The organism is Flavobacterium calami, assembly GCF_038290035.1.
GTDB classification, from domain to species: domain Bacteria; phylum Bacteroidota; class Bacteroidia; order Flavobacteriales; family Flavobacteriaceae; genus Flavobacterium; species Flavobacterium calami.
This window is the reverse complement of record NZ_JBBYHS010000009.1, coordinates 61,507-74,420: the sequence shown is the minus strand read 5'-3', so window position 1 is coordinate 74,420 and position 12,914 is coordinate 61,507. Positions and strand designations below refer to the sequence as shown.

At 36.5% G+C, this 12,914-nt stretch carries 11 protein-coding genes, 3 tRNA genes and 1 pseudogene; 9 read left to right on the top strand and 6 right to left on the bottom strand.

Annotated elements, in window-relative coordinates; translation table 11 throughout:
• Positions 1 to 17: 17 nt before the first annotated feature.
• Positions 18 to 800: pseudogene (locus tag AAEO57_RS20860) on the top strand (recombinase family protein); the annotation flags it as partial.
• 730 nt (positions 801 to 1,530) lie between these two features.
• On the opposite strand, the gene AAEO57_RS09680 reads toward AAEO57_RS20860, so the two are convergent.
• The 3 genes from AAEO57_RS09680 to AAEO57_RS09670 all read right to left on the bottom strand — a co-directional run bounded on the left by AAEO57_RS09680 (position 1,531) and on the right by AAEO57_RS09670 (position 1,790).
• Positions 1,531 to 1,604, bottom strand: a tRNA-Arg gene (locus AAEO57_RS09680).
• Positions 1,605 to 1,618: 14 nt separating this feature from the next.
• A tRNA-Pro gene (locus AAEO57_RS09675) sits at positions 1,619 to 1,693 on the bottom strand.
• 13 nt (positions 1,694 to 1,706) lie between these two features.
• Positions 1,707 to 1,790 (bottom strand) — tRNA-Ser (locus AAEO57_RS09670).
• A gap of 238 nt (positions 1,791 to 2,028) precedes the next feature.
• Between AAEO57_RS09670 and AAEO57_RS09665 the strand changes: the two genes are divergently transcribed.
• Positions 2,029 to 3,207 (top strand): acetyl-CoA C-acyltransferase, encoded by a 1,179-nt coding sequence (locus AAEO57_RS09665; protein WP_341692014.1) that lies wholly within the window; start codon positions 2,029 to 2,031, stop codon positions 3,205 to 3,207.
• A gap of 66 nt (positions 3,208 to 3,273) precedes the next feature.
• Positions 3,274 to 4,035, top strand: coding sequence for a C40 family peptidase (locus tag AAEO57_RS09660; protein WP_341692012.1), 762 nt, complete (start codon positions 3,274 to 3,276; stop codon positions 4,033 to 4,035).
• Positions 4,036 to 4,217: 182 nt separating this feature from the next.
• Here the strand turns inward: AAEO57_RS09660 and AAEO57_RS09655 are convergent, their stop codons facing one another.
• Positions 4,218 to 5,063 (bottom strand): AraC family transcriptional regulator, encoded by an 846-nt coding sequence (locus tag AAEO57_RS09655; protein ID WP_341692009.1) that lies wholly within the window; start codon positions 5,061 to 5,063, stop codon positions 4,218 to 4,220.
• Positions 5,064 to 5,178: 115 nt separating this feature from the next.
• Here AAEO57_RS09655 and AAEO57_RS09650 point away from each other — a divergent pair, with 115 nt between their 5' ends.
• The 4 genes from AAEO57_RS09650 (at position 5,179) to AAEO57_RS09635 (ending at position 7,977) form a co-directional block, all read left to right on the top strand.
• The gene (locus tag AAEO57_RS09650; protein ID WP_341692007.1) at positions 5,179 to 6,165 is read left to right on the top strand and encodes an aldo/keto reductase; all 987 of its coding nucleotides are present in this window, start codon (positions 5,179 to 5,181) and stop codon (positions 6,163 to 6,165) included.
• Positions 6,166 to 6,574: 409 nt separating this feature from the next.
• Positions 6,575 to 7,180 carry an NAD(P)H-dependent oxidoreductase gene (locus tag AAEO57_RS09645; RefSeq protein ID WP_341692005.1) on the top strand — a complete coding sequence of 202 codons (606 nt, stop codon included), beginning with the start codon at positions 6,575 to 6,577 and terminating at the stop codon, positions 7,178 to 7,180.
• A gap of 2 nt (positions 7,181 to 7,182) precedes the next feature.
• The gene (locus AAEO57_RS09640; protein ID WP_341692003.1) at positions 7,183 to 7,461 is read left to right on the top strand and encodes a putative quinol monooxygenase; all 279 of its coding nucleotides are present in this window, start codon (positions 7,183 to 7,185) and stop codon (positions 7,459 to 7,461) included.
• A 36-nt stretch (positions 7,462 to 7,497) separates the two neighbouring features.
• Positions 7,498 to 7,977, top strand: coding sequence for a DUF3291 domain-containing protein (locus tag AAEO57_RS09635; protein WP_341692001.1), 480 nt, complete (start codon positions 7,498 to 7,500; stop codon positions 7,975 to 7,977).
• Between the two features lie 49 nt (positions 7,978 to 8,026).
• Here the strand turns inward: AAEO57_RS09635 and AAEO57_RS09630 are convergent, their stop codons facing one another.
• Positions 8,027 to 9,265 (bottom strand): dipeptidase, encoded by a 1,239-nt coding sequence (locus AAEO57_RS09630; RefSeq protein WP_341691999.1) that lies wholly within the window; start codon positions 9,263 to 9,265, stop codon positions 8,027 to 8,029.
• A gap of 191 nt (positions 9,266 to 9,456) precedes the next feature.
• Positions 9,457 to 10,164, bottom strand: a complete 708-nt coding sequence (locus AAEO57_RS09625; protein ID WP_341691997.1) for a class I SAM-dependent methyltransferase — start codon at positions 10,162 to 10,164, stop codon at positions 9,457 to 9,459.
• Between the two features lie 223 nt (positions 10,165 to 10,387).
• Between AAEO57_RS09625 and AAEO57_RS09620 the strand changes: the two genes are divergently transcribed.
• Together AAEO57_RS09620 and AAEO57_RS09615 are read left to right on the top strand one after the other, a co-directional pair.
• A complete protein-coding gene (locus tag AAEO57_RS09620) occupies positions 10,388 to 11,269 on the top strand; it encodes a LysR family transcriptional regulator (protein WP_341691995.1) in 882 nt (293 codons plus the stop codon).
• A gap of 335 nt (positions 11,270 to 11,604) precedes the next feature.
• Positions 11,605 to 12,888 carry a DUF2130 domain-containing protein gene (locus AAEO57_RS09615; protein WP_341691994.1) on the top strand — a complete coding sequence of 428 codons (1,284 nt, stop codon included), beginning with the start codon at positions 11,605 to 11,607 and terminating at the stop codon, positions 12,886 to 12,888.
• Positions 12,889 to 12,914: the final 26 nt, after the last annotated feature.

Here is a 12,914-nt window from a genome sequence, read left to right as displayed (position 1 = left end):
AAATCAATTTTAAAATCATGAAAGTTGCAGATTTATATATCAGAGTAAGTACGGAAGAGCAGGCAGATAAAGGATATTCACAACGCGATCAGGAAGAACGTCTACGTAAGTATTGTGACTTAAACTCACTTAAAGTTCGTAAAGTTGTACTTGAAGATCACTCAGCTAAAACATTTAACCGTCCAGCGTGGAAAAAACTTTTAGCAGAACTTCGATCACGCAGGGGGCATTCTGATCTTATTCTATTTACAAAGTGGGACAGATTTAGCAGAAATGCAGGTGATTCTTATCAAATGATCAGCACCCTACGCACTTTAGGAGTTGAACCACAAGCCGTGGAGCAGCCATTAGATCTTTCAATTCCTGAAAATAAAATGATGCTTGCATTTTATCTTGCCGCTCCGGAAGTAGAAAATGACCGTCGTGCGTTAAACGTATTTAACGGTATGCGTAGAGCGAAAAAAGAAGGTCGTGTAATGGGCCGCCCGCCTCTAGGATATGTAAATAGAATTACTGAGACTGGAAAAAAACATATTGCTATTAAAGAAGATCAAGCAGCAATCATGCGCTGGGTATTTGAAGAAATTGCTAAAGGACAAATACACACAGAACAAATATGGAAAGTAGCAAAGAAAAAAGGTCTTAATTCCACACGAAGCTGCTTCTGGGTTGCACTCAGAAATCCTATTTACTTTGGTAAAGTATTCATTGCAAAATATAAAGATGAAGAATGTCATTTAGTCCAGGGACAGCATGAACCACTTATAACTGAAGCAATGTTTTATGATGTACAGGATGTACTCGATGGCCGAAAAAAAATAAAAAGAACTACAATGACAGTAGATCCTGCAATACCTTTGCGTGGATATTTATTATGTCCAAAATGTGGAAAAGTACTCACAGGAAGCGCATCAAAAGGACGTTACAAGTATTATTACTATTATCACTGCACTAAGGGATGTACTTTTAGAGAAAAAGCAACTGTAGTTAATGACAAAATAGTAGAGGAAATTACAAAATATGTCAGACCATTACCATTTCTGGAACTTTACAAGCAGACGATTACTTCTGTATACAACAGTAAAACACAATATAATCGAAGTGATACTGATGTTTTGAAAAAGAAACTGGAAGAAACAAATCAAAGACTGACACGTGCGAGAAACTTATTAATAGCCGGTGATTTAGATGCAGACGACTATAAAAGAATCAAAATAGAAACAGCAGATAATATAAATCGATTAGAAGTACAGCTCACAAGCCAAAACAGCAGCATTCCAAACGTTGATCCTCTTTTAAACAAGGCACTTAGCAACATTTCACAGCTTGATAAACTTTATAAAGAAGCATCTACAGAAGGAAAAAGGAAGATAATAGGTTCGATATTTCCTGAAAAACTTACTTTTGAAAATAACGAAGTTCGAACCACTAAAATTAACGAAGCGCTCCGACTTATGTTATTGTTCTACAAGGAGTTATATAGTAAAAAAAAAGGACAAAATCAGCAAAATACTGATTTGTCCTTTTATGTGATCGCAGAAGGATTCGAACCTTCGACCGCCTGCTTAGAAGGCAGGTGCTCTATCCAGCTGAGCTATGCGACCATTATTTCAAAGTGTCGGGGTGGCAGGATTCGAACCTGCGGCCTCCTGCTCCCAAAGCAGGCGCGATAACCGGGCTACGCTACACCCCGAGGCAAAATTAAGCGGAGAGACAGGGACTCGAACCCTGGCGACGGTTACCCGTCGACAGATTAGCAATCTGCTCCATTACCGCTCTGGCACCTCTCCTGGCTCAAGGAATTGCTTCCCGTTTTGCGGTTGCAAATCTAAGACAAGATTCCATTTCTCACAACTATTTTTGTGCTTTTTTTTATCTTTTTTTTATTTTTTAATTAAAACACTTCACAATCAAACGAATAGAATTAACAAAAAATTCATCTTAAATTTAAAATACCTTCTAATTAATCCAAAATTTGAATTTGTTCAAATAAACAGTAAATTTGCTTTAATACAAATAATACAGAAAATGAACAAAAGAGTTGTTATCGTTTCTGCCGTTAGAACACCTATCGGAAGTTTCATGGGAGGTTTATCTACCGTACCCGCACCAAAATTAGGCGCTGCCGCTATAAAAGGAGCTCTTCAGAAAATCAGTCTTGACCCAAACTTAGTCGATGAAGTTTTCATGGGAAATGTAATTCAGGCAGGCGTTGGACAAGCACCGGCACGTCAGGCTGCATTATTTGCAGGACTATCTACAGAAGTTGCCGCCACGACCGTAAACAAAGTTTGTGCCTCAGGAATGAAGTCTGTTATGCTCGCTGCACAGGCCATCGCTTGTGGAGATGCCGAAATTGTAGTAGCGGGCGGAATGGAAAATATGAGTTTGATTCCGCACTACGTACAAATGCGTACCGGAAACAAATTTGGCCCTGCTACCCTGCTGGACGGAATGCAGAAAGATGGCTTAACAGATGCTTACGATAACAACGCAATGGGAGTTTGTGCTGATGCTTGTGCAACAGAATACAACATTAGCCGTGAAGAACAAGATGCTTTCGCAATTCAGTCATACGAAAGAAGTGCAAAAGCCTGGGACTCGGGAAAATTTGACAATGAAGTGGTTCCCGTTGAAGTCCCTCAAAGACGTGGTGAACCTATTATTTTTTCGAAAGACGAAGAATATACTAATGTAAAGTTAGATAAAATTCCTTCTCTAAGTCCAGTTTTTACAAAAGACGGAACTGTAACTGCTGCAAATGCGTCCACAATCAACGACGGAGCTGCTGCTTTAGTTTTGATGTCTGAAGAAAAAGCAAATACTTTAGGAATTAAACCACTTGCTTATATAAAAGGCTATGCCGATGCCGCACAAGAACCAAAATGGTTTACTACAAGTCCGGCAAAAGCACTTCCGAAAGCTTTGAAAAAAGCCGGAATTTCAATCTCAGATGTAGACTATTTCGAATTCAACGAAGCATTTTCTGTGGTTGGTTTAGCCAATTCAAAAATATTAAACTTAGATAACGATAAAGTAAACATAAACGGCGGAGCGGTTTCTTTAGGACACCCTCTTGGAGCTTCAGGAGCACGTATTATCGTTACTTTATTAAATGTTTTGGAACAAAACAATGCAAAAACCGGAGCAGCAGCAATTTGCAACGGCGGTGGAGGAGCATCTGCAATTGTTATCGAAAGAGCATAAATAAATATTCTAATCAGGAGCTATAACTTTTATAACTCCTGATTTTCAACTTATAATTTCCCTTACATGTTCGGAATTTGCAATTTAGCCATAGTACCTGTTCGAGCTGAAGCCAGCGACAGAAGCGAAATCGTCACACAGCTTTTGTTTGGCGAGCATATCGAAATCTTAGAACGCCAAAATCAGTGGGCACGAATCAGGATTCAGTTTGACAACTATGAAGGCTGGGTAGATTCTAAACAATATCAGGAAATTACTAAAGAGCAGTTTAATCAGTTAAGCAAAGAAGCCATTATCTTAAATGCTGACTTAATTGATTACATTACAGCCCCAAACAACTTACTGCTTCCAATTCCGCTTGGAGCTTCTTTGTCCTTTCTGAACAATAGTGAAATCAATATTTCAAATTTTGATTTTGAAGGAACCAAAACCAGTGGCATAAAACCTAAAAGTGCTTTAATAAAAACTGCTTTTATGTATTTGAATGCTCCTTATTTATGGGGCGGAAAAACACCTTTTGGCATTGACTGTTCCGGTTTTACTCAAATGGTTTACAAATTAAACGGATATAAAATTCATCGTGACGCTTCGCAACAGGCCAATGATGGTGAACCTTTAAGTTTTATTGAAGAAAGTGAGCCCGGCGATTTAGCCTTTTTTGATAATGACGAAGGAAGAATTATTCATGTCGGAATCATAATGGAAAACAATTACATCATCCACGCTAGCGGAAAAGTCCGTATTGACCGTTTAGATCACTTAGGAATTTACAATCCGGAATTAAACAAACATACACACAATCTTAGAGTAATTAAGAAGATTATTTAACTGCATACTTTCATTTTATTGGTAAATATTTTTTTCTCTCGCAGATTTAGCAGATATAAACAGATTTTAAAAAACAAATCCGTACAATCTGCTAAAGGAAAATTAACACCCAAAGAAGAAAAATCATTTTCAATCGACTAATCTGTGGCTAAAAAATTAGTATAAATCTGTGCAATCCGTGTTTAAGCACTCAATCGAATCGTCTTTCTAAACTCAGAAGGACTATACCCTTTTTGCTTTCTAAAGAATTTATTAAAATGGCTTTCATCCGTGAAACCAAATTCATAAGCGATTTCATTAATACGCTTATCGCTGAACTGCAAACGATGTTCAATTAATTTGGTTTTGTAATTACTGATGTATTGCTGCATCGTTTCGCTGGCATGTTTCTTAAAATAACGTCCTAAATACGTATTCGAAATCCCAAAATAATCACTAATCGATTCTGCTTTTATTTTCTCCGGATAGTAAATATTGTTCTGAATATATTGCAGAATATCCATCGCTTTTGCCTCCGTGTTTATCGTCACTTGTTCTGGCAAATGTTTCGCAATATTTCTTGCCACAATAATAATCAGCGTATTGACCAATTGCTGAATCAATTCCTGATTGTAAATATCCTTATCCTTCTTTTCCCGGCAAATCGCTTCAATCATCACTTTCACCAGACATTTATCAGGATCATTTTTCAAAATACAGCCCGGCTGATGATTCGCATTTTGCAAAATATATTCCAGTCGCTGAATATTTTCATTCTGCAGACTTGAATTCTTCAAATAAATATCATTGAATCTCAAAAAGAAAAATTTGGTTTCGGTTTCAATCGTAAAATTGTGACAATCCTCTGGCGTCAGTAAAAATAAATGCCCCGGATCATAAGTGAATATATTTTTATTGATACATTGCGAACCTGTGCCTTCCAAAATATAAACCAGTTCAAAAAAATTATGACGGTCTCCCACATCCGGATATTCACTCAGCGTTTCAAAAGAAACCGTAAAAGGCTCATATAAATTTTGCTTTTTCATAACTTTATTCATTTGAAATGGCAAATATACCTAAAAAAGACAAAAATATACCAAACATCAATCCTAAAAACAGTATAATTTTGCTTTATAAATTTAAAACAAAAAAATCACAATCATGGAATATAGAAAATTAGGCAACTCAGAACTTCAATTATCAACGATTACTTACGGTGCTTTTGCTATTGGCGGAACCATGTGGGCAGGAACAGATAAAAAAGATGCAATCGACTCGATCCACGCTTCAATCGACCACGGTGTTACAACGATTGACACCGCTCCTTTCTACGGATTTGGTTTAAGCGAAAAAATGATTGGCGAAGCTATCAAAAGTCACGATCGTTCAAAAGTTCAGTTATTGACTAAATTCGGTTTGGTTTGGGACGGAAGCAACAACGGAAAAGGTGATTACTTTTTCGACGCTGATGACAACGGTAAAAAAGTGCCGATTTACAAATATTCATCCAAAGAAAATGTAATCAAAGAAATCGAAGAAAGCCTAAAACGCCTGCAAACCGATTATATTGATTTACTTCAAATTCACTGGCCAGACGTTACAACGCCAATTTCTGAAACCATGGAAGCTGTTGAAACGCTCATTCAACAAGGAAAAATCAGAGCATTCGGAGTAAGCAATTACAATGTTGCACAAATTCAGGAAGCACAAAAAACAGTTCAGGTAGTTTCTGATCAGGTTGCTTACAGTATGCTAAACCGTAAAATTGAAGAAGAACTAATCCCTTTCACAGCTTCAGAAAACATCGGAATCATCGCTTACAGTCCAATGGAAAGAGGTTTATTAACCGGAAAATATTTCTTAGACAGTAAATTAAAAGAAAACGATCACCGCAACGGCTACTTCGGAAAATTTGATCAGCAAAAAGTAAAAACCTTAATCGAAGAATTGAGTTCTTTAGCACATTCAAAACACGTCTCAATTTCACAATTAGTTCTTCGCTGGACAACTTTACAAAAAGGAATTGCAATAGTTTTAGCCGGAGCCAGAAACGCAGAACAAGCGATCTCAAATGCCAAAACAATGGATTTCGATTTATCAGCTTCAGAATTGGAATTTATCAATCAGGCGATTTCTAAAATAAAATAACTCTCTCTTTAAACACATAGAAACATATAGTTTTGCTTTATCTATAAAGGCGTTTCACTCACATAAACACACATAGTCTGCGTAATCTTGTCATTCCGACTGAAAGGAGGAATCACACTAGAAATTCCACAATGCATATCCCAATCTTTGTAGATTCCCGAGTGTGATTTCTCGTTCCTCGAAATGACAAACATTAAGAACTATGTGTTAGAAACAAGTTTCTTTCAATTCACTTTCCCAAAAAGAAAAACCTATGTTTCTATGTGTTAAAACAAATTCACAACAATTAAAATAATTTGGGTGTGTCCCAAGGGCCGGGCTATCCGTTCCAATCTTTTATGCCGAACCCCGGCACAAAAGGATTTCCACTACTATCCCTCACACATCCGTTTTCATAAGAACAATTAAAATGAAAAAGATATTTATAATTAATGGTGGGCAAAAATTTGCTCATTCAGGTGGTCAATTCAATCAAACCGTTCAGGACTGGACAATTGAGTTTCTTTCAAAAAACAGTACATACGAAATAAAAACAACCCATATCGAAAACGAAATTGACCTTCAGGAAGAAGTAGAAAAATTCGTTTGGGCAGATTTAGTTATTTATCATACACCGGTTTGGTGGTTTCAAATTCCGAACCTTTTCAAAAAATACATTGATGATGTTTTTACTCAGGGACACAACAACGGAATTTACAAAAGCGACGGTAGAAGCCGTGTAAATCCTGATATCAATTACGGAACCGGCGGGCTTTTACACGGCCGTAAATATATGCTTACCACCAGCTGGAATGCACCTGCAACGGCTTTTACACTTCCGGGGGAATTCTTCGACGAAACTTCTGTTGACGATGGCGTTATGTTTGGTTTTCACAAAATGAACAAATTTACAGGAATGGAACGCATAAACGGGTTCCATTTTCATGATGTCGAAAAAGGCGCAACACCTGAAAATATTGTTATCTTTAAAGAAAATTATACCAATCATTTAAAAGAAATTTTTAAAACTTTATAATCATGATTTCAATTACTGCCATTTTCAAAGGTAAACCGGAACATAACGACCAAATTAAAAACATGCTGCAGCATCTCATTACCGAAACCAGAAAAGAAGAAGCTTGTGTTCGCTTCGATTTACACACAGCCGAAAATGTATTTATCATTTGGGAAGAATGGAAAGACCAGCCGGGACTTGACATACACAATTCACAACCCTATTTGGCCGATTTTATTTCTCAAATCAGGGATCTCGTTTCAGATCCGATTCAGGTTTATAAAACGACCCAGGTTTTGTAAAAGAATAAATAATACCCGAAAAATCTACTTGATAACATGAGTAATTATCATCTTGCCGAAATCAATATTGCCAAAATGAAAGGAGTCGACATCAACGACCCAATAATGAAAGAATTTGTAGATAATTTATACGCTGTAAACACTTTAGCAGAAGAAAGCAAAGGTTTTATCTGGAGATTAAAAGACGATACCGACAGTTACAATGCCACAAGTCTGAATCCCTACAACGATGAACAGATTATCATCAACGTATCTGTTTGGGAAAGCTTTGAAACTCTGGAGCATTATATGTACAAAACTTTTCACAGCGAATTTTTAAGACGTCGTAAAGAATGGTTCTTAAAATTCGGAAAAGCCCACACTGCAATGTGGTGGATTCCAAAAGGACATATTCCAACTATGGAAGAAGCTGTTGAAAAATTAGATTATTTACAACAAAACGGAGCTTCAAATTTAGTTTTTGACTTCAAAAATAAGTATCCGGCACCAAATAAAAGTAAAACAAAAGCGAAATAAAAAATCTTTATTTCGCTTTAGTTTTTTTATAATTAATTCATCAACTGAATTAAGATCTCTTAGTAGCAGCATCAAATATTCGACAATAGTTTCCGCCACCAATTTTAGCAATTTCTTCTTCTTTAAAACCGGTATTTAACAAAGCTTCCACAACAGTATAATAAAACCCTTGTTTCTGACTCTCCCACGCTTGATTTGTACCACCTCCGCCTGGCTTTTTATTCCCTTCCGGCCTCGGACCTCTTTGATCTTTATGTTCACCTTCTCTTTTTGGCGGACCATCAGGACTACCCTGAGGTTTTTTATTACCTTCTCCACCCCAGCCTTTATCTGTTGGAGAACGATATGCAGGAGTTAATTTCGTATCAGTTCCTATACAAACGTGATCGATACCCACTACATCAACCATCGCTTTTATATTATCAGCAAATTCTGCCGGCGAATCAGCAAGATGCGTCCAGACTCCAATTACACCGCCATTATTAGCCACAATTTTTGCCTGTTCTTTGTTTATAAGCCTCGGCATCATCATTTTAGACATAAACTCATTTGTACCAAGTTTAGTATTAAGTCCTGTATGAGAAACTAAAACAGGTTTCTTTGCCACTTTTAAAGCTCCATTTACCGTATTATTATCACAATGTGATAAATCAACTAAAATCCCCAGTCTTTCACATTCTTTAATAACTTCAGCTCCAAAAGACGTTAGTCCGCCCCATTGTGGTGTTTTTGTAAAAATATCCCCTAACGGAACCGAAGCATCATTGTCATGAAGTAAGCCCAAATGCCTTAAACCTCTGTCATAAGCAACCTGTAAACGTTCAATTTTACCTTCAAGAAAATGACCACCTTCTACAGACTGAATAACTATTGGCTGTTTGAGTTTATGTGCCAATTTTAAATCATCATAATTGAAAGCACGTTTTATCGAATTAGACTTTAAAATTTCATCCATTGCCGTAAGTCCGTTTAAAAATCTTTCGTAGGCATCTCCGGGATTAACCAATTTTTGATAATCAACCGCAAAAGTCATACAAATAGCCGACAAACCAGATTTTTTTAATTCACCCGCCAAATCTACTTTTGGCCCCGGAAGTTCCGATTTTATTAACGGAACATCAATATGATTATGGGTATCAATACCAAATGTTTTGGCAACGATAGCCGCTATTCGAGGATCTGGATCAACTGCTGCCCAGGACAAAAGCGGACTTAACATTAAAACCGCTCCTGCTCCGCCTATAGTAGTCAGGAAATTTCTGCGATTCCATTGCTCATTATTGCTCATCTATATATTTTGAATTATTGTGAAACGAAAATAAAACTTGATACCACAAAGCAACACTTTTTTTACATTCAGTAAACAAATAATATACAGATAGCAAATGCAAGCCGATAGATACTCTAAATCAGACGATAAGTGTTCTAAATTAGTTCAGTCAAAAAACCAAACTAAGGAATTCAGACTTAAAAGCAATTTTATTTTATTCCTCCAAAAGCCCCAAAACACATATTTTTATGTAAAATTTCGACTTTTGAAAAACCCACTTTTTTCATCAAATCCAATTGATAATTCATAGATCTCGGCGAGTCTTCTTTCTCAATATAATCCAAAACTTTCTGACGGTACTCTGCCCCTCCTATTCCTTCCAAATAGTCACCATAACGCTGCCATGTATAATCATTCAACAAATCAGTGTCTTGTGTGATTAAATCAGAAATCATCAAACAACCGCCTGGTTTCAATAATGTAAACAATTTAGCAAAAGTCGTTTCCCAATCCTGATCGTCTCTCAAATGATGCAAAACTGCGCCTGCCAAAATAATATCAAAACTGTTTTCCTCTAAATCAACTTCCCTAATATCACCTTGTTTAATTTCGACTTTTCCGTTTGTTGCTTTCGAAACCCTCTCAAAAGCACGGTCCAACATGGGCAAACTCAAATCGACCAAAGTACAGTTTAAGTCCGGTACTTTAGTCAACATCATTAAAGTGTAATTTCCGGCTCCACAACCTACATCTAAAACAGTTGCTGCATTCGGAACAATGCGTTTTGAAGCTTCGGTTATTAATTCTAAGGAAATAGTAGCGTCGATAGTTGCAACCTGTCCGGTTTCTAAATTCGCAAATCGTTCGACATCATTATCAAATCGTTCTTTAATTTCTGCAATAGTTGATTTTTTCATGGTCTTTGTTTTTTGCAATCTCTCACAGATTGGGCAGATTGAGCGAATCTTTTTGCTATTATATGATCGGGAAATTATTATGATTAAATGATTTTATCTAAATTAATAATTTACTAAATCTGTTTAAATCTGCGAGAGGTTTATTTTTATATTTCAAAACTACCTCTTTCATAAATACTTTAAAAATACTATTTTTATCAATTAATAATACCTTAAAAGTATCATGGAATTACGTCACTTAAAATATTTTCTGGCTGTGGCCGAAGAACTGAATTTCACCAAAGCCTCAGAAAAACTCTTTATTTCACAGCCTCCATTGAGTCGGCAAATTGCTGAACTGGAAGAAGAACTTCAGGCAAAGCTTTTCATTCGAAACAACAAAAAAGTAGAACTTACGGAAGCCGGAAAATATTTTAAAGAAGAAGTAACGGCACTTTTTCAACATCTGGAACGCATTTCGGTGAAAACAAAAAAGATCGCAGAGAACGTTTCGGGCGAATTCAGGATCGCTTATATCAGTTCGATTTATTCTTCTGTTATTTCTGATTTAATAAAACATCTGAAAGCGCAATTTCCATACGTCAATTTCAAGCTTTTTGAAGTTTCCACCACCAAACAAATCGATGCTTTGGAACAGGGGAAAATCGAAATGGGAATTATCAGATCACCAATTCATTCGCCCAAAATTAAATCATATTTATGGTTTAAAGATGGATTTTCATTAGTTTACAATAAAAATACCGTTCAGATAAAATCAGAAAACGATATTTTAAATCTGAAAGATGAAACATTTGTGTTTTTCAACAAAGATTACGCACCGCATTATCACCAAGTCTTATTAGAACTTTGCGCATTTTATGGCTTCAAGCCGAAGATCATTCACGAAGCGAACAACATCAACTCAATAGTACAATTAGTCAAAAACGGATTGGGGATTTCGATTGTGCCTTCGAATATTGCAAAAAATAATCAAGACATAGAAATTGGTTTCATTGAATTGAAAAAAGTTAATCTATATACCAATGTTTCCTTAATCACTTCAAAAGACGATCATTCTGAAATCACGCAATCTGCTGTTGAGTTTTTATTGTCACAAAGCCGTTAGGATGGTAAGTTTTTATCATTTTGTGTTATTTCGACGAAGGAGACCCGAGCGAAGCGAACTGGCGAAGCAAATCACACTAGAAATTCCGCAAAGTAAATCACCAATCTTTGTCGAGTTTCTAGTGTGATTTCTCCCTCTGGTCGAAATGACATCTGCATGGAAATATCTCTATAATCTGCTCAAATCATTTTAAATCTGCGTGAAACAAAAAAGTTAAAGAAATTCGTGGCTATAACAAAAATTCGTTACAATTTAGTACAGTAATCCATACCATAAAAAGAGAACTTTTAAATACCTTAGCAAATTATAATTCTACTCCATAAAATCAATAAAAAATGGCTGAACAATCTTCAATTCAGTGTCCAAACTGCGGAACTCCTATCGATGTAAATGATGTTTTAAAACACCAGCTGGAAGATAGCATCCGTAAAGAATTTCAACAAAAAGCGAATATTCAAAACCGTGAATTAGAACTTAAAAACGAACAATTCGAAAAAGCCAAAGCCGAATTTGAAGCGAAAAAAAAGCAGGAAAACGAACTTTTTGCCGAACGTCTCGAGCGTGAAAAGAAAAATGCGGAAAAAGAAATTGGTGAAAAGCTGAAAATCAAGCTCGAAGAAGAAAACAAAGACCGTTTGTTATTGATGGAAAAGGAACTTTCTGAAAAGTCTGAAAAAATCAGGGAATTGAACAAAATGGAAGGTGAAATCGCCAAATTACAGCGTGAAAAACTGGAAATGAAGGAAGCGATTCAGGCCGAAGCCGAAAAACAGCTAAATGCACAATTAGCTTTAGAACGCGAAAAAATCAGAAAACAGGAAGACGATAAAAACGAGTTAAAATTTAAAGAACTTCAGAAACAGCTCGAAGAACAAAAAAAGCTTACCGAGGAAATGAAACGCAAGCAGGAACAAGGTTCCATGCAATTGCAGGGCGAAGTAATGGAACTGGCGATTGAAGAATGGCTTGCAAACAACTTTCCACTTGACAGCATTGAAGAGGTTAAAAAAGGAGCAAATGGTGCTGATTGTCTTCAGATTGTAAACACAAGAGAACATCAAAACTGCGGTTCGATTTATTACGAAAGCAAAAGAACTAAAGCGTTTCAGCCATCCTGGATTGAGAAATTCAAAAACGATATCAGAACCAAAAGAGCCAATATAGGTGTTTTAGTCACCGAAGTAATGCCGGCCGGAATGGAGCGAATGGGAATGCGAGATGGCATCTGGATTTGTACGTATGACGAGTTTAAAGGCTTGAGCGCTGTTCTGCGTCAGTCAATCATTCAGGTGAGCCAGGCTGTTCAGGCACAGGAAAACAAAGGCGATAAAATGTCGATGTTGTACGATTTCTTAACCAGCAACGAATTCCGTTTACAAATAGAAGGAATTGTAGAAGGCTTCACTCAAATGCAAAGTGATCTGGATGCTGAAAAAAGAGCCATGCAGCGAATCTGGAAACAACGCGAAAAGCAAATCGAAAAAGTAGTTCATAACACCTTAGGAATGTACGGATCTATTCGTGGAATCGCCGGAAATGCTGTACAAACGGTGAGAGCGTTAGAACTTGATTTTATTGAAGAAGAACCCGAAAATAACGAGCCTAAAGAATTGGAATAGTTTTTTGTTAAAGATTAAAAATTAAT

Coding starts and splice junctions, on each gene's coding strand:
- AAEO57_RS09640 (WP_341692003.1), top strand. CDS start 7,183: ATGATTTCAATTACTGCCATTTTCAAAGGTAAACCGGAACATAACGAC.
- AAEO57_RS09655 (WP_341692009.1), bottom strand. CDS start 5,063: ATGAAAAAGCAAAATTTATATGAGCCTTTTACGGTTTCTTTTGAAACG.
- AAEO57_RS09620 (WP_341691995.1), top strand. CDS start 10,388: ATGGAATTACGTCACTTAAAATATTTTCTGGCTGTGGCCGAAGAACTG.
- AAEO57_RS09645 (WP_341692005.1), top strand. CDS start 6,575: ATGAAAAAGATATTTATAATTAATGGTGGGCAAAAATTTGCTCATTCA.
- AAEO57_RS09615 (WP_341691994.1), top strand. CDS start 11,605: ATGGCTGAACAATCTTCAATTCAGTGTCCAAACTGCGGAACTCCTATC.
- AAEO57_RS09650 (WP_341692007.1), top strand. CDS start 5,179: ATGGAATATAGAAAATTAGGCAACTCAGAACTTCAATTATCAACGATT.
- AAEO57_RS09665 (WP_341692014.1), top strand. CDS start 2,029: ATGAACAAAAGAGTTGTTATCGTTTCTGCCGTTAGAACACCTATCGGA.
- AAEO57_RS09635 (WP_341692001.1), top strand. CDS start 7,498: ATGAGTAATTATCATCTTGCCGAAATCAATATTGCCAAAATGAAAGGA.
- AAEO57_RS09660 (WP_341692012.1), top strand. CDS start 3,274: ATGTTCGGAATTTGCAATTTAGCCATAGTACCTGTTCGAGCTGAAGCC.
- AAEO57_RS09625 (WP_341691997.1), bottom strand. CDS start 10,164: ATGAAAAAATCAACTATTGCAGAAATTAAAGAACGATTTGATAATGAT.
- AAEO57_RS09630 (WP_341691999.1), bottom strand. CDS start 9,265: ATGAGCAATAATGAGCAATGGAATCGCAGAAATTTCCTGACTACTATA.